The organism is Thermomonospora umbrina (genome assembly GCF_003386555.1).
In the GTDB taxonomy this organism is placed as follows: Bacteria; Actinomycetota; Actinomycetes; order Streptosporangiales; family Streptosporangiaceae; genus Thermomonospora; species Thermomonospora umbrina.
On record NZ_QTTT01000001.1, the window covers coordinates 5,632,477 to 5,657,867 of the forward strand.

Annotated in this window: 20 protein-coding genes; 11 read left to right on the plus strand and 9 right to left on the minus strand. The window is 73.9% G+C overall.

Annotated features, from left to right (window positions below; translation table 11 throughout):
* Positions 1-3 precede the first annotated feature (3 nt).
* From DFJ69_RS25230 to DFJ69_RS25240, 3 genes are read left to right on the plus strand one after another with little or no spacing between them, the layout of a single operon-like run.
* Positions 4-1,125 carry a vWA domain-containing protein gene (locus tag DFJ69_RS25230; protein WP_245974567.1) on the plus strand — a complete coding sequence of 374 codons (1,122 nt, stop codon included), beginning with the start codon at positions 4-6 and terminating at the stop codon, positions 1,123-1,125.
* Positions 1,118-2,236: an XdhC family protein gene (locus tag DFJ69_RS25235; RefSeq protein ID WP_116024891.1), complete on the plus strand. Its 1,119-nt coding sequence runs from the start codon at positions 1,118-1,120 to the stop codon at positions 2,234-2,236. Before DFJ69_RS25230 ends, DFJ69_RS25235 begins: the two co-directional genes overlap by 8 nt.
* Complete coding sequence (locus tag DFJ69_RS25240) at positions 2,220-2,843, plus strand: nucleotidyltransferase family protein (RefSeq protein WP_116024892.1); 624 nt, start codon at positions 2,220-2,222, stop codon at positions 2,841-2,843. Before DFJ69_RS25235 ends, DFJ69_RS25240 begins: the two co-directional genes overlap by 17 nt.
* Here DFJ69_RS25240 and DFJ69_RS25245 read toward each other — a convergent pair.
* The 5 genes from DFJ69_RS25245 to DFJ69_RS25275 form a co-directional block, all read right to left on the minus strand.
* Positions 2,840-4,054, minus strand: coding sequence for a DUF6986 family protein (locus tag DFJ69_RS25245; protein WP_116024893.1), 1,215 nt, complete (start codon positions 4,052-4,054; stop codon positions 2,840-2,842). The two genes, DFJ69_RS25240 and DFJ69_RS25245, sit on opposite strands and share 4 nt — an antisense overlap.
* The gene (locus tag DFJ69_RS25250) at positions 4,051-4,962 is read right to left on the minus strand and encodes an aldose 1-epimerase family protein (RefSeq protein WP_116026900.1); all 912 of its coding nucleotides are present in this window, start codon (positions 4,960-4,962) and stop codon (positions 4,051-4,053) included. The genes DFJ69_RS25245 and DFJ69_RS25250 overlap by 4 nt, the downstream gene beginning before the upstream one ends.
* Before the next feature lie 1,191 nt (positions 4,963-6,153).
* Complete coding sequence (locus tag DFJ69_RS25265) at positions 6,154-7,557, minus strand: YlbE family protein (protein ID WP_245974569.1); 1,404 nt, start codon at positions 7,555-7,557, stop codon at positions 6,154-6,156.
* Positions 7,558-7,948: 391 nt separating this feature from the next.
* Positions 7,949-9,385 carry an AllF/FdrA family protein gene (locus DFJ69_RS25270; protein ID WP_116024897.1) on the minus strand — a complete coding sequence of 479 codons (1,437 nt, stop codon included), beginning with the start codon at positions 9,383-9,385 and terminating at the stop codon, positions 7,949-7,951.
* A 42-nt stretch (positions 9,386-9,427) separates the two neighbouring features.
* On the minus strand, positions 9,428-10,429 hold the full coding sequence (locus tag DFJ69_RS25275) for an oxamate carbamoyltransferase subunit AllH family protein (RefSeq protein WP_116024898.1): 1,002 nt from the start codon (positions 10,427-10,429) through the stop codon (positions 9,428-9,430).
* Positions 10,430-10,604: 175 nt separating this feature from the next.
* Here DFJ69_RS25275 and DFJ69_RS25280 point away from each other — a divergent pair, with 175 nt between their 5' ends.
* The 5 genes from DFJ69_RS25280 to cutA all read left to right on the plus strand — a co-directional run bounded on the left by DFJ69_RS25280 (position 10,605) and on the right by cutA (position 17,777).
* Positions 10,605-12,398, plus strand: a complete 1,794-nt coding sequence (locus tag DFJ69_RS25280) for a PucR family transcriptional regulator (RefSeq protein ID WP_116026901.1) — start codon at positions 10,605-10,607, stop codon at positions 12,396-12,398.
* A 138-nt stretch (positions 12,399-12,536) separates the two neighbouring features.
* Positions 12,537-13,988: a uracil-xanthine permease family protein gene (locus DFJ69_RS25285; RefSeq protein ID WP_116024899.1), complete on the plus strand. Its 1,452-nt coding sequence runs from the start codon at positions 12,537-12,539 to the stop codon at positions 13,986-13,988.
* On the plus strand, positions 13,985-14,863 hold the full coding sequence (locus DFJ69_RS25290; RefSeq protein ID WP_116024900.1) for an FAD binding domain-containing protein: 879 nt from the start codon (positions 13,985-13,987) through the stop codon (positions 14,861-14,863). Before DFJ69_RS25285 ends, DFJ69_RS25290 begins: the two co-directional genes overlap by 4 nt.
* Complete coding sequence (locus tag DFJ69_RS25295) at positions 14,860-15,351, plus strand: (2Fe-2S)-binding protein (RefSeq protein WP_170177773.1); 492 nt, start codon at positions 14,860-14,862, stop codon at positions 15,349-15,351. The genes DFJ69_RS25290 and DFJ69_RS25295 overlap by 4 nt, the downstream gene beginning before the upstream one ends.
* On the plus strand, positions 15,348-17,777 hold the full coding sequence (cutA, locus tag DFJ69_RS25300) for an aerobic carbon-monoxide dehydrogenase large subunit (RefSeq protein ID WP_116024901.1): 2,430 nt from the start codon (positions 15,348-15,350) through the stop codon (positions 17,775-17,777). Before DFJ69_RS25295 ends, cutA begins: the two co-directional genes overlap by 4 nt.
* A gap of 150 nt (positions 17,778-17,927) precedes the next feature.
* On the opposite strand, the gene DFJ69_RS25305 is transcribed toward cutA, so the two are convergent.
* A complete protein-coding gene (locus tag DFJ69_RS25305) occupies positions 17,928-18,785 on the minus strand; it encodes a polysaccharide deacetylase family protein (RefSeq protein ID WP_116024902.1) in 858 nt (285 codons plus the stop codon).
* Between the two features lie 173 nt (positions 18,786-18,958).
* On the opposite strand from DFJ69_RS25305, the gene DFJ69_RS25310 reads away from it, so the two are divergent.
* The 3 genes from DFJ69_RS25310 to DFJ69_RS25320 all read left to right on the plus strand — a co-directional run bounded on the left by DFJ69_RS25310 (position 18,959) and on the right by DFJ69_RS25320 (position 23,115).
* Complete coding sequence (locus DFJ69_RS25310; protein WP_116024903.1) at positions 18,959-19,585, plus strand: SRPBCC family protein; 627 nt, start codon at positions 18,959-18,961, stop codon at positions 19,583-19,585.
* Positions 19,586-19,611: 26 nt separating this feature from the next.
* Positions 19,612-20,514, plus strand: a complete 903-nt coding sequence (locus tag DFJ69_RS25315) for a carbon-nitrogen hydrolase family protein (protein ID WP_116024904.1) — start codon at positions 19,612-19,614, stop codon at positions 20,512-20,514.
* A gap of 75 nt (positions 20,515-20,589) precedes the next feature.
* Positions 20,590-23,115, plus strand: coding sequence for an ATP-dependent Clp protease ATP-binding subunit (locus tag DFJ69_RS25320; protein WP_116026903.1), 2,526 nt, complete (start codon positions 20,590-20,592; stop codon positions 23,113-23,115).
* A 12-nt stretch (positions 23,116-23,127) separates the two neighbouring features.
* On the opposite strand, the gene DFJ69_RS25325 is transcribed toward DFJ69_RS25320, so the two are convergent.
* Genes DFJ69_RS25325 through DFJ69_RS25335 form a run of 3 tightly spaced genes read right to left on the minus strand, consistent with a single transcriptional unit; the run spans position 23,128 to position 25,324 of the window.
* A complete protein-coding gene (locus tag DFJ69_RS25325) occupies positions 23,128-23,949 on the minus strand; it encodes an ABC transporter permease subunit (protein ID WP_116024905.1) in 822 nt (273 codons plus the stop codon).
* Positions 23,946-24,899, minus strand: coding sequence for an ATP-binding cassette domain-containing protein (locus DFJ69_RS25330; RefSeq protein WP_116024906.1), 954 nt, complete (start codon positions 24,897-24,899; stop codon positions 23,946-23,948). Before DFJ69_RS25330 ends, DFJ69_RS25325 begins: the two co-directional genes overlap by 4 nt.
* A 50-nt stretch (positions 24,900-24,949) precedes the next feature.
* Complete coding sequence (locus tag DFJ69_RS25335) at positions 24,950-25,324, minus strand: FKBP-type peptidyl-prolyl cis-trans isomerase (protein ID WP_116024907.1); 375 nt, start codon at positions 25,322-25,324, stop codon at positions 24,950-24,952.
* Between the last annotated feature and the right edge of the window lie 67 nt (positions 25,325-25,391).

A 25,391-nucleotide genomic window follows, 5' to 3' on the forward strand; every position in this document is an offset into this window, starting at 1 on the left:
CACGTGCGGAACACCACCGAGACCCTCGAGACCATCGTCGCCTTCGCCCGGACGGTGCGGGCCGCCGGGGTCGGCGCCGACCCGGAACGGGTGCGGACCATGGTGCGCGCCCTCGACCACCTCGACGTCCTCGACCCGTCCGACGTGTACTGGGCGGGGCGGCTCACGCTGTGCTCCGACCCGGCCGACCTGCCCCGCTACGACCGCTGCTTCGCCGCCTACTTCTCCGGCGACACCGCCCGCGTCCCGCGCCGCCCGCCGTCCGTCACCGTCACGCGCTCCGCCGCCGTTCCCGTCGCGCCCCGGGCCGACGGGCACGGCGGCGAGCGCGCCGACCCCCGGACGGCCACGGCCTGCGAGACCGAGGTGCTGCGGCGGCGTGACGTCGGGCGGCTCACCGCCGCCGAACGGGCCGAGGTCGCCCGGCTCATCGCCCTGCTGGACACCGGCGCGGAGCACCGGCGCACCCGACGGTACGCGCCCGCCGCGACGGGGCGGGTCGACCCCCGGCGGACGGTGCGCGAGGTGCTCCGGAACGGCGGCGAGGTCTCCGCGGTGCGTCGCCGCGCCCGCCGGACCCGGCCCCGCCGGGTGGTGATCCTCGTCGACGTGTCCGGGTCGATGAGCCCGTACGCGGACGCGCTGCTGCGGTTCGCGCACGCCGCCGTCCGTTCGGGGGGCCGCGCCGCCGAGGCGTTCAGCGTCGGCACCCGGCTCACCCGCCTGACCCGTGAACTGAGCCACCGCGACCCCGGCACGGCCATGGCGGCGGTGGCGGCGGCGATCCCCGACTGGAGCGGGGGCACCCGGCTCGGCGTCGAGCTGAAGGAGTTCCTCGACCGGCACGGGCAGCGCGGCACGGCCCGCGGCGCGATCGTCGTGATCGCCTCCGACGGCTGGGAACGCGGCGACGCCGCCCTGCTCGGCGCGCAGATGGCGCGGCTCGGCAGGCTCGCGCACCGGGTGGTGTGGGCCAACCCGCACAAGGCGCGGCCGGGGTACGAGCCGCTGACCGCGGGCATGGCCGCGGCGCTGCCCCATGTGGACCACTTCGTCGCCGGGCACAGCCTGGAGGCGCTGGAGCGCCTGGCGACGCTCGTGAGGACGGGAGGCCCGCGTGCGTGACGTGCTCGACGACATCGCCCGCTGGTACGCGGAGGGGGAGACGTTCGGCCTGGCCACGGTCGTGGCGACGTTCCGCAGCGCGCCCCGTCCGCCGGGGGCCGCGATGGCGGTGTCGGCGTCCGGCGAGGTCGTCGGCAGCGTGTCCGGAGGCTGCGTCGAGGGCGCGGTGTACGAGCTGGCCCACGAGGTGATCGCCTCGGGCACGCCGCTGCGGCGACGCTTCGGGGTCGGCGACGACGACGCGTTCGCGGTGGGGCTGACCTGCGGCGGCGTCATCGACGTGCTGGTCGAGCCGGTCGGGCCCGGCACCTTCCCCGAGTTCGGCGACGTGGCCGCCTCGATCGCGGCGCGCGAGCCGGTGGCCGTCGCGACCGTGGCGGGCGGGCCCGGCGTCCTCGGCGCCCGCCGGGTCGTCTGGCCCGACCGCGCCGCCGGCTCCCTGGCCCCCGGCGAGGCCCACGCCGAACGGCTCGACGCGGCGGTCGACGACGACGCCCGCGGCATGCTCGCCCAGGGGCTCACCGGGCCCCGGCACTACGGGCCGCGCGGCGAGCGCAGGCTCGACGACCTGACGGTCTTCGTGCAGTCGTTCGCGCCGCCGCCGCGGCTGCTGGTGTTCGGCGCGATCGACTTCGCCGCCGCCGTCGCGCGGATCGGCGACTTCCTCGGCTACCGGGTCACCGTCTGCGACGCCCGCCCGGTGTTCGCCACGTCCAAGCGGTTCCCCGACGCCGACGAGGTCGTGGTGCAGTGGCCGCACAGGTTCCTCGGTGAGACCGACGTGGACGAGCGCACCGCCATCTGCGTCCTGACCCACGACCCCAAGTTCGACGTGCCGCTCCTGGAGATCGCGCTGCGCACCCCGGCGGGCTACATCGGCGCGATGGGCTCCCGACGCACCCACGAGGATCGTCTCGCCCGACTGCGCGAGGCCGGCCTCACCGAGGAGGAGCTGTCCCGGCTGCGCTCGCCGATAGGGCTCGACCTCGGGGCGCGCACGCCGGAGGAGACGGCCGTCTCCATCGCCGCCGAGCTGGTCCAGCTCCGCTGGGGAGGCTCCGGACGGCCGCTGACGGTCACCGACGGCCGGATCCATGGAGATCCCGCCTGAGCGGGCTACCCTCACAACCGTGGGCGTACGTGGTGAGGGCAGGGTCGCGGGCCTGCTGCTGGCCGCCGGCCAGGGCAGCCGGCTAGGCAGGCCCAAGGCCCTGGTGGAACTGGACGGCGAACGACTGGTCGACCGGGGTGTGCGGATGCTGCGCGCCGCCGGCTGCTCACCGGTGCTGGTGGTGACCGGAGCCGCGTCCGTCGAGGTGGTCGGGGCCGTGGTGGTGCCCAACCGCGCGTGGCGCACCGGGATGGGCTCCTCGCTGCGCGTCGGACTGGCCGCGCTGCCGCCGGGCAGCCCCGCCGTGGTGGTCGCGCTGGTCGACCAGCCCAGGGTCACCGCCGAGGCCGTACGACGGCTCATCGCGGCCTGGCAGTCGGGGGCGCGGGTGGCGGTGGCGACCTACGCCGGCAGGCCGCGCAACCCGGTGCTCCTCACCCGGCCGCACTTCACGGCCGCCGCCGAGGCCGCCGTCGGGGACACGGGGGCGCGCGCCTTCCTGCGCGGGCGTCCCGAGCTGGTCACGGAGGTGCCGTGCGACGACGTGGCCTCGCCGGACGACATCGACACCCCCGACGACCTCGCGGCGATGTCCCGACGGCGCTAGTCGGGGAGCACGCCCTCGTCCAGCGCCCCGCAGTCGACCGCCCGACGCAGCCGGTCGTTGAGCGCCTTGACCGTGGCGGGCTCGTCGAGCACGCCGCCCTTGCCCGCCACCTGCTCCCGCCAGGCCCGCACCCGGCCGATCGCGTCGTCGACCCCGGACAGGTGGAAGGCGTACACCGTGGCGTACCGGCTCGGCAGATGCGCCGGGTGCATGTCCCAGCCCTGGTAGAAGCCGTGCCGCAGGGAGTGCCGCACGCCGGCCGAGTGCGCCGCCCAGGTGCGGTTGACCTCGTCGGGCCCGTCGTTGCGGGGTACCACGTTGGAGGAGCCGTCGCTGAGGCGGACGCCGGTGCCGGCCAGCGACACCTGCATCGCGTGCCGGGCGAAGTCGCACGACGGGTGGTCCAGCCGCTGCTCCTCGGGGGGCAGCCCGAGCGCGGCGGTGTAGTCGAAGACCCCGAAGTGGGCGGCGGTGATGCGGCCCGCCCCGGCCTCGGCGATGGCCCGCACCGCGATCCGGCCGTCCGGGCCGATGACCGCCTCGGGGGTCTCGATCTGCACCTCGAAGCGCAGTATCCCGTTGGGCAGCCCCAACGCGTCCTCCAGCCGGTCCAGGTACTCGGCGAAGATCACGACATGCTCCGGCGACACCACCTTGGGGAAGGTGATGACGAACCCGCCGGGGAGCCGACCCAGCCGGTCGCGCAGCGAGGTCAGGAAGCCGTCCAGACTGCGCATGGCCCGCTCGTGGCCGCCGTCGGCGAACGACTTGATCCGGACCCCCCAGTAGTGCGGAAGGCCCTTGACCTGGTAGGCGGCGGCCACCGCCTCGACCACCTGGGCGACGTGCGCGTCCTCCTCGGCGTCGGGGCGGACCCCGTACCCGTCCTCGAAGTCGATGCGCAGGTCCTCGATGGGCTCGGTGGCGAGCTTGGCGGCCACCCGCTCGCGGACCGTGCCGGCCATGTCGGGATCGATCCCGAACGCGGAGCCGAACGAGCCGTCGCCCGGGGTGTGGTTGTTGAACAGTCGCAGCGCCTCGGCGCCGAAGTCGGCCGGGGTCGTCCGCGAGAACCGGTCGGCCGGGACGTACACGGTGTGCACCGGCTGACGCCCGCCGCCGGGCGTGCCGGACAGGTCGCGGCGGAGGTCCGCGGAGGTCGCGGCGACCCGCGCGGAGAGGTCGTCGAACGAGGAAACGCTCAGATTCACTCCGCTATGATCCCCCAAGAACCCGTCGTCGTGTCCCCCGGGCCGAGTTCGATCACGTCGATCCCCGTCGTGAGGCCGTTCGGCGGGCAGGTCATCGGCTCCATGCCCAGGCCACGCCGGCGCAGCGCCGGCGGCAGGTCGTCGGCGGTGTAGACCTCCAGCCACGGATGCGCGTCGTCCAGCCAGAACGACACCGCGCGCCCGCCGCCCCGCAGCCGCCCCCAGGCCCGGCCCGCCGCGTCGCGGTGCAGCCCGGTGTAGGCGTTGTCGATCCGCAGATCGCCGAGCAGGGCCGGCTCCCGACGGTCGTAGGGCGTCCCGGTCACGTCCTGCGGGGGCCCCGAGGGGATCTTCCGGTCGTCGACCGGCAGGTACCGGTCGGCGGCGACCGTCACCTCACAGCCGTCGATCGGCTCGCCCACCGTGAGGTACGGGTGGGTGCCGTGCGCGTACGGGGCGGTGCGCGTGCCGGTGTTGACGGCCGTCACCCGGACGGCGAGGCCCGTCCGGGCGTCCAAGGTGAACTCGGCGGTCAGGTCGAGCCGGTACGGATACCCGGCGGCGGCCAGGAGACGGTGGGTGAGCAGCACGCGGTGCGGCTCGCGCTCGGCCGCCGTCCACGGCGACCAGCGCACCAGCCCGTGGATCGCGCAGTCGTTCTCGGGCTCGCTGAGGTCGAGTTGGTGCTCCCGGCCGCCGAAGACGTAGCGCCCCCGGTCGACCCGATTGGGCCAGGGGATCAACAACTGCCCCAGCGCGGCGGGCGCGGGCTCGTCCGCGTCGTGCGACAGGATCAGCGGGCGATCCTCGAAGGTCAGCTCGCGCAACCCCGCCCCGCCCTCCGTCACCACCGCCCGGTACTCCCCGGCGGCGATCTCGAACTGCTCTCCGGTGACTGGCTCGGTCATGATCGGCGTCCTACCCCGGAATCCGCCGGTCCAGCCGTGTTCGCGCAGGTCGACGGGCCGCCGCGGCTCGGACGCCGTGCGGCGCGGACGGGGCGCGACGCCCCCGCGATGGCGATGGCGGAGGACCACAGGGTGAACGGGTACCGGTGGGCGTCCGGAGACGCCATGACGTCCAGGGCGAGACGCCCGTTCGGCTCGGTGGCGTCTCGCGCCGACCGAGGACGCCGAACGGTCGGGTCGTGGGCCTCCCCGGAGAGCGGCGGATCCTCGCGCTCGATCCGGGGGAGGCCGGGCGGTGGGCGCCGACCACCCACAGTCGGCGTCCACCGCATCCGGGAGGGTCCGGTCTATCCGATGACGGCCCACACGACCTTGCCGTGCGGCAGGGGTGTGCAGCCGGTCTCCCTCGCGAGGCAGGCGACGAGCCCCCTCCCCTTCCGTGGTTGGCGTCGCAATTCCCATCGGTCAGGTCGACCACCGGGAATTTCGGTGCCGGCGGGAGGGTATTGACGGGATCCCAGACCTCGATGCGCGGGCAGCCGTTGTTGAAGTCGACGGCCAGGCGTGATTCCCTCGCACTCGCGCAGGTCGTTCCGCTGGTCAGATCGGCCCAGGTCAATGCCGACGTCACTGAAGTCCTTCGCATCACCGAGCGGCACAAGGGCGTGCCCGATGTTCGGGACGCGAGGGACGCCCTGCTCACCGTCTTGCCTCGCCAACACGCGGCGCGCTGAACCACAGATCGCCGGCGACGTTGTGACGCTGTCAGCCGAGTTCGCCACGACGGCGCGAGTAGTGGCGCGCCGAACCGCAGATCGCCGGCGACGTCGTGAGCGTCGCCGACCACGTGCGACGTGGCCGGCGGCCGCCGGCGAGGTCCACGCCGGAGGCCGACGTTGTGAGCGTTCGCCGGCCACGTGCAGCCTGGCGGGCCGCCGCCGGTGGGGTCCGCGCGGGAGGGCGACGTTGTGGCGCTGTCAGTCGAGTTCGCCGCGACGGCGCGAGTAGTGGCGCGCTGGACCGCAGTTCGGCGGCGACGTTGTGAGCGTCGCCGACCACGTGCGACGTGGCGGGCCGCCGTCGGCGAGGTCCGCGCAGGAGGGCGACGTTGTGAGCGTTCGCCGGCCTCTGGACGGGGCATGAGGGCGGCCGGTGAGGCCGCGTCCGACGTCGGGTGCGGGTCGGCCGTGGTCAGCGGGCCTGGCGGGCGAGGGCGTCCAATGCCTTGGCGAAGGCTTCCGCCGGGGGCTCCACCAGTCCGGCCCCGACCTGGCCGGTGCCCGCCACCCGCCCCGCCATCCCGGTGTTGATCACGGGGAGGATCCCGGTGCGCACCACCCGGGTCACGTCCACCCCCACCGGCGTGCCCCGGAACGACAGGATCGGCACCTGGTAGACCGGGTGCTCGGTCAGGGTGATCTCGTACATCCGCCGGGTGGCCGCCAGCGCGTCGGGGACCTCGCCGCCCACGAACCGCACGATCGCCGGGGCCGCCGCCATCGCGAACCCGCCGAGGCCCGCCGTCTCCATGATGGTCGAGTCGCCGATGTCGGGATTGGCGTCGCCCGGGCCGTACGAGCCCAGGTACAGCCCGTCCGGCAGCCCGGCGGGCCCGGTGAACCACCGGTCGCCGGTGCCCGACACCTGGACGCCGAAGTCGGTGCCGTTGCGCGCCATCGCCACCACCAGGCTGGAGCCCGGCACCCCGCGCGCCGCGTCCGCGCCCACCTTGGCCGCCGCCATCGCCAGGTTGAGGAAGAAGTGGTCGTTGCCGTTGACGAACCGCAGCACCTCCGCCAGGTCGGCCTGCGGGGCGTCCCCGGCCACGATGTCGGCGGCCAGCTCCCGCACCAGCAGCGAGGTCGCCGCCCGGTTGCGGTTGTGCAGCTCGTCGCCCATCTGCAGGGCCTGGGCGATGATCGCCATCAGGTCCACCGGGCCCCGGCGGCGCACCGTGTCGCGCAGCACCGGCCCGAGCACCGCGCCCATCCAGCGCAGCCGTTCGATCACCTCGGGCCCGTACGCCCCGTACCGCAGCACGCGGCCCAGGCCCTCGTTGAGCGAGCAGTACGCCCGGCGGCCCGCGCCGTCGTCGACCGCGAACAGCCACATCGACGGGCCGACCACGCCCGCCATCGGCCCCACGGCGGCGTGGTGGTGGCACGGCTCCAGCGTCACCGCGCCCGAGGCCAGGGCCCGCTCCGCCTCCTCCGGTGTGGCCGCCAGGCCCTCCAGAAGCATCGCGCCGACCAGCGCGCCCCGCATCGGACCCGAGGCGCGCGCCCACTCCAGCGGAGGCCCCGCGTGCAGGAACACGCCCGGCCGCAGCCCGAGCAGCTCGCCCGCGGGGCCCACGTCCACCAGACTCGGGCGGGCCGCCAGCATCCGCCCGACCGCCGTCGCGTTCGCCGTGGCGTGCCGAGGATCGCCGACCACCGCGTCCAGCGCCTCCATCGCCCCGGCGGGGGGCGGACGCCAGTCCACCCGCTCCACCGTGACGGCCTGCTGCTCCAGCGCATCGGCCAGCACGGACGTCCCGGCGGTCACCACCGTCGGCTCTCCGCCCAGCAGCCCGTTCAATCGTCCCCGCGTCAACGCCCACCCCCGCCCTGCGCCAGTCGCGCCGCCTGCCGAGCCGCCGCCGCGTTCGAGACGAACACGTCGGCGCCCGGGGTGGGCGTTGTCGTGTGTTCGTTGTGCGGGGCGTGCTGTCGTCTTGAGGTCAATGTCCGCCCCCGTTCTGCGCCTGTTCGGCCGCGTGTCGGGGTGGCCGCCGCGTTGGGGGCGAACGCGTCGGCGCCGGGGGTGGGCGTTGTCGTGTGTTCGTTGTGCGGGGCGTGCTGTCGTCTTGAGGTCAACGTTCGCCCCCGTTCTGCGCCTGTTCGGCCGCGTGTCGGGGTGGCCGCCGCGTTGGAGGTGAACGCGTCGGCGCCGGGGGTGGGCGTTGTCGTGTGTTCGTTGTGCGGGGCGTGCTGTCGTCTTGAGGTCAACGTTCGCCCCCGTTCTGCGCCAGCCCCGCCGCATGTCGGGCCGCAGCCGCGTTGGAGGCGAACACGTCGGCGCCGGCGGTGCGCAGCGATTCCGCCTGCCGGTCCCGGTCCTGCGGGTCGTCCGGTGTGCCGCACAGCGACACCACGACGTGCGGCCCCGTACCGTCCCGGACGGCCGCCTCGACGGCCGGGGCGAGCAGCGCGGCCGGGTCGGGCTCGGCTCCGTATCCCAGCACCACGTCCACCAGGATCACCCCGCACGACGGATCGGCGGCCTCGGCGGCCAGCCGCTCCAACCGCAGCGTCGGATCGATCATCGGATGCGGCCGGCCCCGGGTGTACTCGTCGCCGCCCAGGTCGGTCAGCACGTGCCCGCCGGCCCGCAGGTCGGGCCCCAGGACCCGGCGGGCGACCAGCGTCGCCTCCGTGCACAGCGTGCCGCCCGCGAACAGGCCCCGCAGCGCGCCCCGCGCCCCGGACGCCGGTCGGCCGGAGGGCCACGACGGCCAGCGGGGCACGGCGCGGCCCAGCGCGGTGAGCACCTTCTCCGTGGACGCGGTCAGATCGCCGGAGTCCTCGCCGAGCATCGCGAACTCCACCGGGGTGTCGAGCCGGCGGGCCGCCGCGTGGACCAGGTCGGCGACGCGGGGCGACGGCGGCTTGGTGACCACGGCGATCAGCTCGGTGGCCGGGTCGGCGTCCAACGCGGCCAGCGCCGCCAGCGTGGACCGGCCGCTCACCTCGGCCGACAGGTCACGGCCGCCGACGCCCAGCACGTGCCGGACACCCACCCCGGCGGTGTCGAGCAGCGACATCATCTGCTGCGCGCCCGTGCCGGAGGCGGCCACGACACCCACCGGACCGGGCCGCACCGCGTTGGCGAACCCGAGGCCCGTGCCGCCGATCACCGCCGTGCCGCAGTCGGGCCCCATGACGATCAGGCCCCGCCGCGCCGCCTCCTCCTTGAGCGCGACCTCCTGGGCGAGCGGCACGTTGTCGCTGAACACCATGACGTTGAGCCCCGCCGCCAACGCGTCCATGGCCTCGACGAACGCGTACCGGCCCGGCACCGACACCAGGGCGAGCCCCGCGTTCACCCGTCGGGCGGCGACGCCGACGGTGCGGGCGGGCTCGGCCGCCCCGATCGCTCCGGCGTCCTGCGGCACGGCTTCGGCGAGCAGGCCCTCCACGACGCGGCGGGCCGCGTCGACGGCGGCCTCGTCGACCCCCTGGATCGCCACCACGAGATCGTTGGGCCCCGCGTCCGGGGGGACCTCGAAGCCCTGCCGCCCCATCAGGTCGAGGTTGAGCCCGGTGCCCATCGCCGCCATCGCCGCCGTGACTCCCGGCTGCGCCGCCAGACCGCGGCTCACCCGCATCAGGGTGACCGAGTCACGGTAGGCACCCGCCCGCACCTCGACCCAGGAGCTCATGTCGGCCCTAGCCCCCCTCGCCCTCGGCCGGCGCCCGTTCGCTCATAGGGGCGCGCCCCGTTCCGCCAGGGCCGCGTGCGACAGGGACAGGACGGCGCGGCAGCCCGCCAGGAGGCCGAAGGCGATGTCGGCGCCGGAGGTGTGGCCGGCGGCCAGCAGACGGCGGGCGGCCGGGCCCACCGGGTCGTGGCCGGCGACGCCGCGCAGCACGGCGGCCGCCTCGGCGCCGGCCTGGCCCGCGTCGGCGCAGTGCAGCAGCGTCGCGGCCAGGGTGGTGGTGCGGGTCTCGGCGTCGGCGGTCACCGCCGCGCCCAGCCAGTCGGCCAACCACAGCGCGGTCCGCCCGTCGGCCACCGCCGCGCCCACCGTGCGCAGCGCGACCAGCAGCCCGGCCAGCACGTCGTCGCCGGTGGGGGTCAGGCCGGGGCCGAGGCCCACGATGCGCTCGGCGGCCTCCACCGAGCCCGCCAGGTCGCCGGCGGCGCATCGGGCGGCCAACAGTTGCGGGTCGGGATGCCCGGGCAGCCCGAACCGGGACCCGGCGCACGCGGCCTCCAACTCGGCCACGCCGTCGGCGAGCCGGGCCAGGGTCAGGTCGCCCAGCGCGGGGGAGGGGTCCCACCAGCGGCGCACCCGGATCCGCAGCGCGCCGACCTCGACATGCCCCTCGCCCACCCACGCCTCGTCGCCCTCGCGGATGGCGCGCAGCGGCCGTTCTCGGCTCCCGGCGGCGATGACCACGGCGTTCGGCAGTCGTACCGCGTCGCTGGTCACCACGGCCAGCACCCGGGGGCCGGCGGCCGCGCGCATCTCCAGGTACAGCGCGGACGGAAAGGCCGCGATCACCCGAGCCGGGCTCCGCGGCGGGTCGATCAGGTCGCGCAGACCCACGCCGGCCGCACCGGGGATGACCGGTCCCAGGGCCGGGGCGGAATCGGGGACGGAACCTCGGACGGAGACGGCGGATCGCGCCGCGCCCGACAGCGGCGGCCGGGGCCGCTGCCGGATGGGCAGGGCGACCGGCTCGCGCATGACGGCAGTCACAAGCCCTCCATACGTCGTTTTCTCGGAAACGTAGACCGCGGCCTAGTCCGGACGTATGGAGAAACGTGCCAAGGCTGGTTGTCAGGCTTCGTATTTCTTGTCAGGGTTGAGCCGGAACGGGTTGCGGACCCGCCCCGACCGGGTGGGCCGCGCGTACGGGCAGGAGATCCCTGACATGCTCCCCGACAAGCTCACCGCCAGGGCTTACACGACCACCGACCCGGGCCCGCCGGCCCTGCGCTTGGCGAGCACCGGAACGCTGACCTACGGGCTGTCGGTGGGGGAGGTGCTCGGCGTGTCCACCCTCACCGGGGCCCGGCTCATCGGGGGCCGCTCCGGCCTGGGCCGGATCGTGCAGCGCCTCAACGTCATGGAGGTGCCCGACATCCTGGCCTGGGTCAAGCCGCACGAACTGCTGCTGACCACCGGCTATCCGCTGCGCAACACCCCGCAGGCGCTGGACGACCTGGTCGCCGACCTCGACGGGCGCGGGCTGGCGGCGCTGGGCGTCAAGCTGGGGCGCTACCTGGACGGCCTGCCGCCGACGATGATCGAGCAGGCCGACCGGCTGGGCTTCCCGCTGATCCTGCTGCCGAACGACGTGGGCTTCGACGACATCCTCAACCAGGTGCTCACCGACATCCTCAACCGGCAGGCCGCCGTGCTGGCGCGCACCGAGGAGGTGCACCGGGCGCTGGTCCAGATCGTGCTCGGCGGCGGCGGGCTCCAAGAGGTGGTGGACGAGGTGTCCGGCCTCCTCGACGTGGCGGTGGCGGCCATGGACGGGGAACGCCGGATGCTGGCCGGATCCGGCCCCGACGAGCATCTGCGGACCATGCTCGCCTGGGAGGGCCCCGACGGCTCGGCCCGTCTCGACCGGCCCGTCCTGGCCGGGGATCACCTGGTGGTGCCGGTGCTGGCGGGCGGTTTCGACCACGGCCGGATCATCGCCTACAGCCCCGGCAACGGGCTGCGCGAGACCGACGTCGGCATCCTGGAACGGGCGGCGACCGTGGCGGCGCTGCTCATCACCAAGCAGCAGGCGGTCGCCGCCGTGGAGAGCAAGTACCGCGCCGACTTCCTGCGCGACGTGCTGGCCGGGCGGGCCGGCGACGACGAGAGCGTCGTCGCGCACTGCACCGGGTTCGGCTGGGACCTCGACCGCCCGGTGGCCGTGCTGGTCGCCGAGCTGGACGGCCGGGCGACGGGCGACGGCGGCGGGCCCGACGGCCGACCGCGCACCGGTCGGGCCGGCGCGCCCACGGCCGACCCGACCGACCGGGGACGCGGCGCCGACGAGCGGATGGTGCAGGAACGGCTCGCCGCCGCGTGGACCACCGTCGTCCGGCGGCACGACCGGCACGCGGCGGTCGCCGGCTTCGCGCACGAGGTGGTCGCCATAGTGGGCGCCGCGGGCGCTGCGGGTCCCGCTGGCGACCCGCCCGAGGGCGGGGCCCGCCCGGTGGACCTTTCCGCGCTGGTCAGGGAGGCCGGCGCGGTGTTCGCCGAGCATCACGGGGGCCGCCGCAGCTTCTCCACCGGCATCAGCCGCACCGCCACGTCGCCGTCCGGGCTGCGCGAGGCGTACGAGCAGGCCGTGAAGGCGGTGCGGGTCGGGCGGCAGATGCACGGGGCGGGCGCGCGGGCCCACTTCGACCAGCTCGGCGTGTACCGGCTGCTGAGCCTCGTCTCCGACCCCGCCGAGCTGCACGTCTTCGTCCGCGAGACGCTGGGCGGGCTGGCCGCCGACGACGAGCCCGAGGCCGTCGACCTGCGCCGGACCCTCCAGGTGCTGCTGGAGACCAATCTGAACGTCGCGGAGACCGCCCGCCGGCTCCATTTCCACTACAACACCCTGCGCTACCGCATCGGCAAGCTGGAGCGCATGCTCGGCCCGTTCACCGAGGACGCCCATCTGCGGCTCAACCTGACGCTGGCGCTGCACGTCCTGCGGATGCGGGGCATCTAGGGCGGGCCGTTAACGCGGATGTGATCTGGGGCACATCGTTCTCACAACGGCACCGGGGGCGTTTGGCAGATGTCGCCGATGATGCCCTTCCCGGTCACCTCTATTTTCCCCGCATGAGGCACGAGCGAGGGAGCACGGATGGGATTCGGCTGGAGGGTCCACGGCGACGGGCGCAGTCCCGCGCCGGGCGAGGTGGTCGGGCCGGGGGAACGCCTGACCTGGCCGCGCACGGCCGGGCTCGGGGCGCAGCACGTCATCGCCATGTTCGGCGCCACGTTCGTGTTCCCGCTGGTGATGGGGCTGGATCCGAACCTCGCCGTGATGATGTCCGGGGTCGCGACCATCCTGTTCCTGCTCATCGTGCAGGGCCGGGTCCCCAGCTACCTGGGCACCAGCGCGTCGTTCGTCGGGGCGGTCTTCGCCATCCGCGCGGGGGCGGACACGGCGCGGACCGACGCCTGGGTGACCGGCGCGATCCTGATCGCGGGGGTGGTGCTGGCGCTGGCGGGGCTCGCGATCCACGTCCTCGGCCCGGCGGTCATCCACAAGGTGTTCCCGCCGCCGGTCACCGGCGGCGTGGTGATGCTGATCGGGTTCGGGCTGGCGTTCGTGGTGGCCGACACGTACTGGCCGCAGGACCACTGGGTCGCGCTCGTCACCATGACGTTCGTGTTCGTGGTGATGGTGCTGTTCCGGGGCTTCGTCGGCCGGATCTCCATCCTGCTGGGGCTGGTGTTCGGGTTCGCGCTGTCGTGGGTGCTGGACCTGTTCGGCCGGGTCACCTCGGTGCTGCCGGGCGCCAACCTCCTCGACGCGAACGGCCGACCGTGCGCGGCCGAGGGCCCGTACTGCGTGGCGACCGCGTTCCCGCACGACCGGGTGAGCTTCGCCGGGGTGGGCGGGGCCGACTGGTTCGGGCTGCCCGACATGCACGCCCCCGACTTCAAGATGTCGGCGGTGCTGCTGGTGCTGCCCGCCGTGATCGCGCTGATCGCCGAGAACACCGGCCACGTGAAGGCGGTCGGCGAGATGACCCGCACCGACCTGGACCCGCTGATCGGCCGGGCGGTGTTCGCCGACGGCGTCGGGACCGTGGTCGCGAGCTCGGTCGGCGGCTCGCCCACCACGACCTACGCCGAGAACATCGGGGTCATGGCCGCCACCAGGGTGTACTCGACGGCCGCGTACTACGTGGCGGCGCTCATCGCGATCCTGTTCGGGCTGTGCCCCAAGTTCGGCGCGCTGGTCGCGGCCACGCCCGGCGGGGTCCTCGGCGGCGTCACCGTGATCCTGTACGGCATGATCGGGCTGCTCGGCGCGAAGATCTGGGTCGAGGCCCGGGTGAACTTCGCCGACCCGGTGAACATGGTGCCGATCGGGGCCGGGATCATCCTGGCCATCGGCCCGGTCGTCCACTCCATCGGTGACGACTTCGATCTGGAGGGCATCGCGTTCGGCACCGTCGTGGTCCTGGCCGGCCACCACCTGCTGCGGGCGATCTCGACCCGTGTCGGCGGCCCCGAGGTCTCCTACGGCGAGGTCGGCTTCGAGCACGATCCCACCGCCGAGGGTTCGAAGGACGGGCCGTGAAGCCGCCGCCGTTCGACTACGAGGCCCCGGAGACGGTCGCCGAGGCGCTGGACGTCCTCGCGGAGGGCGGGAAGGTCCTCGCCGGGGGCCAGAGCCTGATCCCCCTGCTGAACATGAGGTTGGCCGCGCCCGAACGGCTCGTGGACATCAACCGCGTCGCCGGGCTCGACACGCTGGAGGTGACCGCCGACGGCGTCCGGGTCGGCGCGCTCGCCCGGCACTCGCGGGTGGAGCGCTCGGCCGAGGCGGTGTCCGTGCAGCCGCTGCTGCGCCAGGCGCTGCGGCATGTCGCCCATCCGGTGATCCGCAACCGGGGCACGGTCGTCGGCAGCCTCGCGCACGCCGACCCCGCCGCCGAACTGCCCGCGGTGCTGGCGCTCCTGGGCGGCACCGTCGAGGTCGCCTCCACGGTCGGGCGGCGGGTCGTCGGGGCCGCCGACTTCTTCGTCGGGCCGCTGGAGCCCGCCCTCGTGCCCGGGGAGTTGGCGGTCGCGGCGTTCTTCCCCGCGCTGCCGCCGCAGACGGGGACGGCGTTCGCCGAGGTGGCGCGCCGCCACGGCGACTACGCGCTCGTCGGGGTGGCCGCCCTGGTCGCCCTCGACGACGACCTGCGGGTCCGCGAGGCCCGCGCCGGCTACCTGAGCGTCGCCGACACCCCGCTGGTGCTGGACCTGACCGAGCCCGCCGTGCGGGGACAGACGGGCCGGCCCCCGGGTTCCTGCGACTGGTCGCCGGCGGGCGCCCACGCGGCCGAACGGGTGGAGCCCGACGACGACATCCACGCCGGGGCCGACTACCGCCGCCATCTCGTGGGCGTGCTCACCGAGCGCGCGCTGGCGGAGGCGGCCCGCAACGCACTGCCGGGAGAGCGATGACCATCGAGCGGACCCACGACATCGCGATGACGGTCAACGGCGTCCACCGTTCGGCGACCGCCCCAGCGCGGCGGCTCCTGTCGGACTTCCTGCGCCACGACCTCGGCCTGACCGGCACCCATGTGGGCTGTGAGCACGGCGTCTGCGGCTGCTGCACGGTGCTGCTGGACGGCGAGCCCGTACGGTCCTGTCTGACGCTGGCCGTCACGGTCGCCGGGCGCGAGATCACCACCGTCGAGGGCCTGGCGGAGCCGGACGGCGGCCTGTCGCCGGTGCAGCGGGCGTTCCAGGAGTGCCACGGCCTGCAGTGCGGCTTCTGCACCCCCGGCTTCCTCTGCACGGTCACCGCCCTGCTCCGCGACAACCCCCGGCCCACCCACGAGGAGGTCCTGGAAGGGATCTCCGGCAACCTGTGCCGCTGCACCGGCTACCAGAACATCATCAAGTCCGTGCACCGGGCCGCCGAGCTGAAGGCCGGCGACCGATGACCACGTCGATGTTCGGCGAGCCGATCGCCCGACGCGAGGACCCCAGGCTGCTGACCGGTCGGGGCCGCTTCCTCGACGACCTGGGCCGCGACGCGCTCGCCGCCGCGTTCGTCCGATCGCCCCACGCGCACGCCCGCATCACCGCCATCGACGCGGACGACGCCCTCGACGTCGACGGGCTCGTCGCGATCTACACCTGGGAGGATCTGCCCGACCGGGTGGGGGAGCCGCTGCCGCTGCTGATCCCGCACCCCGCGCTGACCCACGGCCGGACGGGCCTTCCGCTCGCCCGCGACGTCGTCCGCCACGTCGGGGAGCCCATCGTGATGGTGGTGGCGCGCGACCGCTACCTGGCCGAGGACGCGGCCGAACGGATCCGCGTCGAGTACGAGGTGCTGCCCCCGGTCGTCGGCATCGAGAACGCCCACGCCGCCGAACGTCTCGTGCACGAGGACGTCCCCGGCAACGTGGGGGCGCACCTCGTTCAGCGCGTGGGCGACGCGCCGGGCGCGATCGACGCGGCCCCGCACCGGCTGGAGTTCCGGCTCGACATCGAGCGCAGCGCGTCCATGCCGCTGGAGGGGCGCGGTGTGTACGCGCGTTGGGACGCCGACGACGGGTCGCTGCGGGTGTACTCCTCCACCCAGACGTCCACCAGCGTCCGCATGGCCGTCGCCGCCCGGCTGGGGCTGCCGCCCGGCAAGGTCGAGGTGATCGCCCCGGACGTCGGCGGCGGGTTCGGCGTGAAGATCATGCACCCGTGGCCGGAGGAGGTACTCGTGCCGTGGGCGGCCCGGCTGCTGAACCGCGAGGTCAAGTGGGCCGAGGACCGCCGTGAGCACTTCGTCGCCGCCGCCCACGAACGCGCCCAGGTCCACCGGGTCCGGGTCGGGTTCGACGACGAGGGCCGGATCCTGGGCCTGGACGTGCGGATCCTGCACGACCACGGCGCCTACACCCCGTACGGGATCATCGTGCCGATCATCACGTCCACGCAGCTCCTCGGGCCCTACAAGCCGGGCGCGTACCGGGTGGAGTTCTCCAGCCTCTACACCAACACGGTCATCGTCACCCCGTACCGGGGGGCGGGCCGGCCGCAGGGCGTGTTCTGCATGGAGCGGACGATGGACCGCATCGCCCGCGCGCTCGGCCGCGACCGCGCCGACGTCCGGGCGGCCAACTTCATCGGGCCCGACGAGTTCCCCTACGACCAGGGCCTGACGTTCCAGGACGGGCGGCCGCTGATCTACGACTCCGGCGACTATCCGGCGCTGCTCGTTCAGATCAGGGAGCTGATCGGCTGGGACGCGTTCGAGGACGAGCGGGCGCGGGCCGCCGCGGAGGGCCGCCGGATCGGCATCGGGCTCGGCTGCTACGTCGAGGGCACCGGCGTCGGCCCCTACGAGGGCGGCCACGTCGAGGTCGACTCCGCCGGCCGGGTGCACGTCTCCACCGGGCTGACCTCGCAGGGCCAGGGCCACCAGACGGTGTTCGCGCAGATCGCCGCCGCCGAGCTGGGCGTGCCGATCGAGGACGTCACGGTGACCACCGGCGACACCCGCCGATTCGGCTACGCGGTCGGCACGTTCGCGTCGCGGGCCGCCGTCATGAGCGGCAACGCCATCGCGCTGGCCTGCCGCAGGCTGCGCGCCAAGGCGCTGCGCATCGCCGGGGAGGCGCTGGAGGCCGACCCCCGCGACCTGGAGATCACCGACGGCGAGGTGCACGTGCGGGGCGACCGGACCGCCGCGATCCCGCTGCGCACCGTCGCCGTGCTGTCCAACCCCCTGCGGTACGCCTTCGACGACGAGACCCGCCGGGCCACCCAGTTCGCCGTGGGCGGGCGACCGGACGAGCCGCCGATCGCGCCGGGGGAGGAGCCCGGCCTGGAGGGCCGCGACTACTACTCGCCGGTGCGGTCGACGTTCGCGTCCGGGATGCACGCCGCCGTGGTGGAGACCGACCCGGCGACCGCCGAGATCCGGATCCTGCGGTACGCCGTCGTCCACGACTGCGGACGGCTGATCAACCCGCGCATCGTGGAGGGGCAGATCCACGGGGGAGTGGCGCAGGGCGTCGCCGGGGCGCTGTACGAGCGGATGGTCTACGACGCGTCGGGCCAGCTCCTCAACGCCTCGTTCATGGACTTCCTCATGCCGTACGCCACCGAGGTCCCGCACGTGACGACCGGCCACCGGGAGACGCCGTCGCCGCTGAACCCGCTGGGTGTCAAGGGGGCGGGGGAGGCCGGGGTCATCCCGGTGTCCGCGGTGATCGCCGCCGCGGTCGAGGACGCCGAGGGGATCCGGGTGGACGCGATGCCGCTGTCCCCGGACGGGCTGTTCCGGCTGCGGCGGCGCGCGGCGGACGAGCCCGGGCTGCGGATCCGGGACGGGTCCGCCGCCCGTCCCGCGACCGGCCGATGACGACCGGAGGATGTGGGACCGGCGGGGTCACAACGCAGGGAGCGGGGAACCTCGACCCCGCCGGTCACCTGAACTGTACGCACGGTGACCACGATCGTTCCCGGCTTCCGCGATTCCTCCGGATACGTGCGCGTTCAGGGCCGCCGCCGGTCACCGGAACGTGGTGTCGGCGTCGGGCGCGTTGCCGCCGAGCGACCGCGGCAGGTAGTTCTCGATGGCCGCCGGGCGGAACCCCTGCTGCTTGAGCCAGGTGAGCATCAGCAGCATCTGTTGGGCGAGGCCCTTGCGGTAGTGCATCAGCACGATGTCGCCCGGCCGGAAGCCCTTGCCGGCCCCGTCGCCGCGGGCGAAGCCGTTGAAGCCGACCCCGGGCCCGGTGGTCCCGTTGTAGAACTCGGTGTTCCAGAGCATGATCAGCTTGATCCCGCAGTCCTTGGCGGCCTGCTGGGTGAGCTGGTTCATGGCGCCGAACGGCGGGCGGAAGAACACCGGACGCCGCCCGTACTGCGCGGCGATGGTGGCGGACGCGTCGCAGATCTCCTTGCGCTGACCCTCGATCGGCAGGGTGTTCATCGCCGGGTGGCCGACGGAGTGGTTCTCCATCCGGGAGCCGGCGTTGCGCATGGCCCAGAAGTACTGGCCCTGGCCCTTCACGTACGTGGAGGTCAGGAACGTCATGATCGGGATCTTCTGCCGCCGGACGATGTCGACGAACGCGGGGTCGTACTCGTAGCCGTCGTCGATCGTCAGGAACACCACCCGGTCCGTGGTGTTGATCCGCCGGATGGTCGGCACCGCCCCCCGGGGGATGTCGGCGGCCTGCTGGACCGTCCAGGTGCGGGGCTTGGGGCGGGGCCACTGCTGGTCGGCCAGCAGCCCGGCCAGCTCCGTCCGCAGCGCGGGGACGTCGTCGCCCGCGGCCCCGTTGCGGAGCTCAGGGGCGGCGCCCGCGCCGATCCCCACCGCACCCGCCAGCAGGCAGGCGACCACGGGCAGCTTCCCACGCATACGTTGAACCTCCTCGGGGGGCCCGGCTCAGGTGCGGCCGGGTGACCCGCGCACGTCAAGGGTGACGCGCGGGGGCACCGGCAGGTTCGCACACCAAGCATGACAAAGGCACGCGACTCGCTCGGGCACTACTTGCCGTTCGCGGTTCGGGGTCGATTTTCTAGTGTCGGGACATGAAGGTCACCGGGAGCGCCACCGTCGCCGCGCCGCCGCCCCTCGTCTGGGACGCCCTCCAGGATCCGTCCGTGCTGGCCAGGAGCATCCCCGGCTGCCAGAGCCTGGAGGCCGTGGGCGTCGACACGTACACGATGACGGTCACCGCCGGGGTCGCCTCCATCAAGGGCACCTATGTCGGCGAGGTCGCGTTGGCCGAGCCCGAGCCGCCGCACTCGTTCGTGCTCCGCGCCCGGGGGCAGGGCGCGCCCGGCACCGTCGAGGCGACCGTGCGGGTCCGGCTGTCGGAGGACACCGCCGGGACGCGGGTCGACTACGACGCCGACGCGGTCGTGGGCGGCATGATCGGTGGCGTCGGCCAGCGGATGCTCGGCGGTGTCGCCCGCCGCACCGCGGGGGAGTTCTTCGCCGCCGTCGAACGCGCCCTCACGACCCCGGAGCCCGCGCCCGAGCCCGTTCCCGCGCAGTCCGCCGCGCCGACGACCTACCGGGGCCGGGCCGCCGAGCCCCCCGCGCAAGGCGTGCAGGTGGGGCAGTTGACGACGGCGTTCGGAGCCGGGGCCGTGGTCGCGTTGACCGGCGTCGTCATCGGGTACGCCCTGGGACGCCGTCGAGGCGGTGGCTGACCCCGTCAGAGAGGACGGTGCCCGAGATGAGACCGTTCACCGCGGCGGCGGTGCAGTTCGCGCCCGTCGCCGGGCCGCTGACCGCCGCGTCGGTCGACGCCAACCTCGACATGGCCGCCGCCTGGATCCGGCGGTGCGTCGCCGCGACCGGCGCGGAGCTGGTGGTGCTGCCCGAGTCCTGTACGACCGGTTTCACGCCCGGCGTGCCCGCCGGCGAGCTGTGGTCGCTCATGTCGTCCATCCCCGGGCCGGTCACCGAGCCCGTCCAGGAGGCGGCGCGCGACCTCGGCGTCCACGTGTGCCTCGGCACCTACGAGCGGGGTCCCGCGCCCGGCGTCGTCCACAACGCGGCGGTGCTGGTCGGCCCATCGGGCGACGTGCTGGGCGTCTACCGCAAGACCCACCCGTTCGGCGACGAGGACGCCCGACGCGGGGGATGGGTGACGGCGGGGTCGGAGGTGTGCGTCGTCGACACCGGGCTCGGCCGGATCGGCATGGCCGTCTGCTTCGACGGCGACTTCCCCGAGCTGTGGCGCATCCAGGCGGTGCGCGGCGCGGAGGTGATCTGCCGCCCGTCCGCGCTGCTGCGCTCGGCCGACATCTGGGAGCTGACCACCCGCGCCCGGGCCTACGACAACCACGTGTACGTGGTCGCCGCCAACGCCGTGGGCGCCGACCCGGCGGGCACCCTCTACTTCGGCAACTCCCTGATCGTGACACCCATCGCCGAGGTGGTCGCGCGCGCCGCCACCCAGGAGTCGTGGGTCGCCGCGCGCCTCGACCCGGCGACGGCCCTGTCGTCCCTCACCCCCGGCTCGTCGGTGCCCCAACCGTTCGACCATCTGGCCGCGCGCAACCTGGAGCTGTACGACGAGCACGCCGCCGACCTGCTCGGTCCGGCGGCGACATCCTTCCCTTACGGCGGCTGACGGGCCCGAGGTTTCGCGGGGGCCGCGCGGGTAGGGGCCCGCAGAACGGACACGCCCTGGTGAGGAGGTCCCATGATGACGGAGGGTTGGTACGGGCCCGGCGGCATGGATCCCTTCGAGGAGTTGCTCGCCCGCTTCTTCGGCTCCGGCGGCGCCCGCCGCCCGGTGGAGCGCGTCAACCTCGCCCGGTTCATGAGCGAGCCCGGCCGCGAGCTGGTCCGGGAGGCGGCGACGCGGGCGGCCGAGTGGGGCAGCCCCGACCTGGACACCGACCATCTGCTGTGGGCCGCGACCCGTCAGGACACCACCCGCCACCTGCTGAGCAGGGCGGGCGCCGACCCCGAGGCGCTCGCCGGACGGATCGAGGGGGCCGCGCACGGCCCCGCGCGGGACGCGCCGCCGATGATGACGCCCTCGGCCAAGCGGGCGCTGCTGGACGCGTACCAGATCTCCCGCGCGCTCGGCTCGTCCTACATCGGGCCCGAGCACGTGCTGTACGCCCTGGCCGTCAACCCCGACTCCGAGGCCGGCCGGATGCTGCACGACGCGCACGTCACGCCGGAGGCGCTGCAGACCGCCGCCGCCGGGCCCCGCCCCGCGTCCGGCCCCGGCGCGGGCGGGCCGCCGACCGACACGCCGACCCTGGACGAGTTCGGCCGCGACCTCACCGAGCAGGCCCGCGAGGGACGCCTGGACCCGGTGATCGGCCGGGACCGGGAGATCGAGCAGACCATCGAGGTGCTGTCGCGGCGCACGAAGAACAACCCGGTGCTGATCGGCGACCCGGGCGTGGGCAAGACCGCCATCGTGGAGGGCATCGCCCAGCACATCGCCGACGGCGAGGTTCCCGACATCCTGCTCGACAAGCGGCTGGTGCAGCTCGACCTGGCCGGGGTGGTGGCCGGGACCCGCTACCGGGGCGACTTCGAGGAGCGCCTGCACAAGCTGATCGACGAGATCAGCGAGCACTCCGACCGGCTGGTCGTGTTCATCGACGAGATCCACACCATCGTCTCCGCCGGCGGCGGGGAGGGCGGCGCGATGAGCGCGGGCAACATGCTCAAGCCCGCGCTGGCCCGCGGTGAGCTGCACATCGTCGGCGCCACCACCATCGACGAGTACCGCAAGAACATCGAGAAGGACGCCGCCCTCGAACGCCGGTTCCAGCCCATCCTGGTGCCCGAGCCCGCCGTCGACGACAGCATCGAGATCCTGCGCGGCCTACGGGACCGCTACGAGGCCCACCACCAGGTCCGGTTCAGCGACGAGGCGCTGGTCGCGGCGGTGGAACTGTCCACCCGCTACCTCACCGACCGGTTCCTGCCCGACAAGGCCATCGACCTGATCGACCAGGCGGGCGCCCGGGTGCGGTTGCGCAACCGGACCCCCGGCCGCGAGGTCCGCGAGTTGGACCGGCGGCTCGACCAGGTGTGCCGGGAGAAGGACCAGGCCGTCGCCGAGGAGAACTACGAGCGGGCCACCGCGCTGCGCGACGAGCTGGCCGAGCTGCGGCGACGCAAGGACGAGATCCCCGCCGGGGGGAGTTCGGCGGTTCCGCAGGTGACGGTGGAGGACATCGCCGAGGTGGTTTCCCGGATCACCGGCATCCCCGTCGCGCAGCTCACCCAGGAGGAGCGCGAACGTCTGCTGAGCCTGGAAGGGCACCTGCAGCAGCGGGTCGTCGGCCAGGACGAGGCGGTCGAGGCGGTCGCCGAGGCCGTCCGCAGGTCCCGCGCCGGGATGGGCGACCCCGACCGGCCCATCGGCAGCTTCCTTTTCCTCGGGCCCACCGGGGTGGGGAAGACCGAGCTGGCCCGGGCGCTGGCGGAGGCGCTGTACGGCGGCGAGGACCGCATGGTCCGCATCGACATGAGCGAGTTCCAGGAGCGGCACACCGTCAGCCGCCTGGTGGGCGCGCCCCCCGGCTACGTGGGCTACGAGGAGGCGGGCCAGCTCACCGAGTCGGTGCGCCGCCGCCCGTACTCGGTGCTCCTGCTCGACGAGATCGAGAAGGCGCACCCCGACGTGTTCAACGTGCTGCTGCAGTTGCTGGACGACGGCCGGCTGACCGACTCCCAGGGCCGGACGGTGGACTTCCGCAACACCGTGGTCATCATGACCAGCAACCTGGGCTCCGACGTGATCACCGGACGGCTGGCCGCCGGGTTCGCCACGGACGGGGGCGCGGCCGACGCGTCCCTGCGGGACCGGGTGATGGGCCGGCTCAAGGAGGCGTTCCGCCCCGAGTTCCTCAACCGGATCGACGAGATCATCGTGTTCCGGCGGCTGGACGCCGAGCAGCTCCACCAGATCACCGACCTGCTGCTGGAGGAGACCCGCCGGCGGCTGCACGCCCAGGACCTCACCGTGGAGTTCACCCCCGAGTCCGTCGACTGGCTCGCCCGCCAGGGCTACCAGCCGGAGTTCGGGGCCCGTCCGCTGCGCCGCACCATTCAGCGCGAGGTCGACAACCGGCTGTCCGGCATGCTGCTCGCGGGGCGGCTCGAACCCGGGCGGCACGTGATCGTCGGCGTCCGCGACGACGCGATCGACATCGAGGCGACCGCCGGTCGGGAGGAGACCGCCACGACCTCCTCCTGACCGGCGGACCCCTCAGGCGTCGCGCTTGTTGAACGAGAAGAACGCGGCGGCCAGCACGACCACCGTGTAGAGCGCGAACACCAGGCCGCCGGCCCACGGCGACAGCGCGTCGTCCATCTCGCGGGCCGACATCATCATCCCGCCCGCGTTGGACGGCAGCACCTTGGCGAGGTTGTCGCCCCACGACCCGGGCAGGAACGACCCGATGATGGGCAGCACGAACAGCACGCCCAGCACCGTCGTCACCGCGCCCGCCGTGTGCCGCAGCAGCATCCCCACACCCAGCGAGATCAACGCGATCAGCGTCAGGTAGACCGCGCCGCCGATCACCGCCCGCAGCACGCCCGGATCGCCGAGCGACCCGTCGAGGTCCTTCGTGGCGTACACCAACTGCGCCAGGAAGAACGACGCGAACGACACCACCAGCCCGACCACCAGCACCAGGCCGGTCAGCGCCAGCGCCTTGGCGGCCAGGTACTCGGTCCGCCGGGGCATCGCGGTCAGCGACGTGCGGATCATCCCGGTGGCGTACTCGCCGGTGATCACCAGCACCCCCAGGACCCCGAACGCGACCATCCCGAAGTTCAGCCCCACGAGGCTGAACGCCGCCGTGTCGAACTGCGCCTTGTCCTCGGCGCTGAGCTGGTCGTAGGAGGACGTGAAGCCCAACGAGATCAGCCCCGACAGGCCGATGGAGACCACGACACCCGCCAACAGCGTCCAGAACGTGGACTTGACGGTGCGGATCTTCGTCCACTCCGAGCCCAGCACGTTCCCGAACGTCGCCTTGCGCGGGGGGCCCGCGGCCGGGGCCTCGCTGCTCGTCGCGGTCATCGGTCGCCTCCCGCCTGCGGGGGCGCCGCGACGGCGGGCTCCCCGGCCATGTGCGCGTGGTACTCGACGGAGTCCCCGGTGAGCTGCATGAACGCGTCCTCCAGCGACGGCTGCACGCCCGTCAGCTCGTGCAGCCACAGCCCGGCGCCGCCCACCAGGTCGCCGACCTGCTCGGCGGTGACCTCGTGGACCCGCAGCGAGCCGTCGTCGGCGCGCTCGACCCGCCAGCCCTGCGAGGCCAGCAGCGGCTCCACCCGGTCCAGGTGCGGCGAGCGGACCCGCACGTGACTGGTGGCGTTGGAGTCGATGAAGTCCCTGACCCCCGTGTCGGCGAGGATCTTCCCCTTGCCGATGACCACCAGGTGGTCGGCGGTCACCGCCATCTCGCTCATCAGGTGGCTGGAGACGAACACCGTGCGTCCCTCGCGCGCCAACTGCTGCATCAGCCGCCGGACCCAGAGGATGCCCTCCGGGTCCAGCCCGTTGACGGGCTCGTCGAACATCAGCACGGGCGGGTCGCCCAGCAGCGCCCCGGCGATGCCGAGCCGCTGGCTCATGCCCAGCGAGAAGCCCCGGGTGGCCTTCTTGGCCACCGACTCCAGCCCCACCAGGCCGAGCACCTCGTCGACCCGGCGGCGCGGGATGCCGTTGCTCTGCGCCAGGCACCACAGGTGGTTGTAGGCGGTGCGGCCGCCGTGCACGGCCTTGGCCTCCAGCAGCGCCCCGACCTCGCGGAGCGGGGCGGGCAGGTCGCGGTAGTGCCTGCCGTTGACGGTCACGTCCCCCTCGGTGGGCCGGTCCAGCCCGAGGATGAGACGCATCGTCGTGGACTTCCCGGCCCCGTTGGGGCCGAGGAACCCGGTCACCGTGCCCGGCCGCACGGCGAATTCCACATGGTCGACGGCCACCTTGGCGCCGAAGCGCTTGGTGAGCCCGCGTGCCTGGATCATGTCCGGTCCAGCGCTCCTCTCGGCCGTCCGGCCGGCCGTTGGACGGTGGTCTAGTTGACCGCCAGCAGGTCCACGACGAAGATCAGCGTCTCGCCGGGCTTGATCGCCGCGCCCGCGCCGCGGTTTCCGTACCCGAGGTGCGGCGGGATGACGAGCTTGCGTCGGCCGCCGACCTTCATCCCGGCCACGCCCATGTCCCAGCCCTTGATGACGCTTCCGGCGCCCAGCGGGAACTCGAAGGCCTCGCCGCGGTTCCAGGAGGCGTCGAACTCCTCGCCCGTGGAGAAGGCCACGCCGAGGTAGTGCACCGAGACGCTGGACCCCTTGGTGGCCTCCGGACCGTCCCCGACGGTGATGTCGGTGATGTCGAGGTAGTCGGGCGGAGTGCCCTCGGGGAAGTCGATCTCGGGTCGTTCAAGCGCCATCGTCTGGCTCCCGTGCTTCTCGTCGTCGGTTTTCGGGCGCTCGCCAGCCTATAGGGCGCGATGTCAC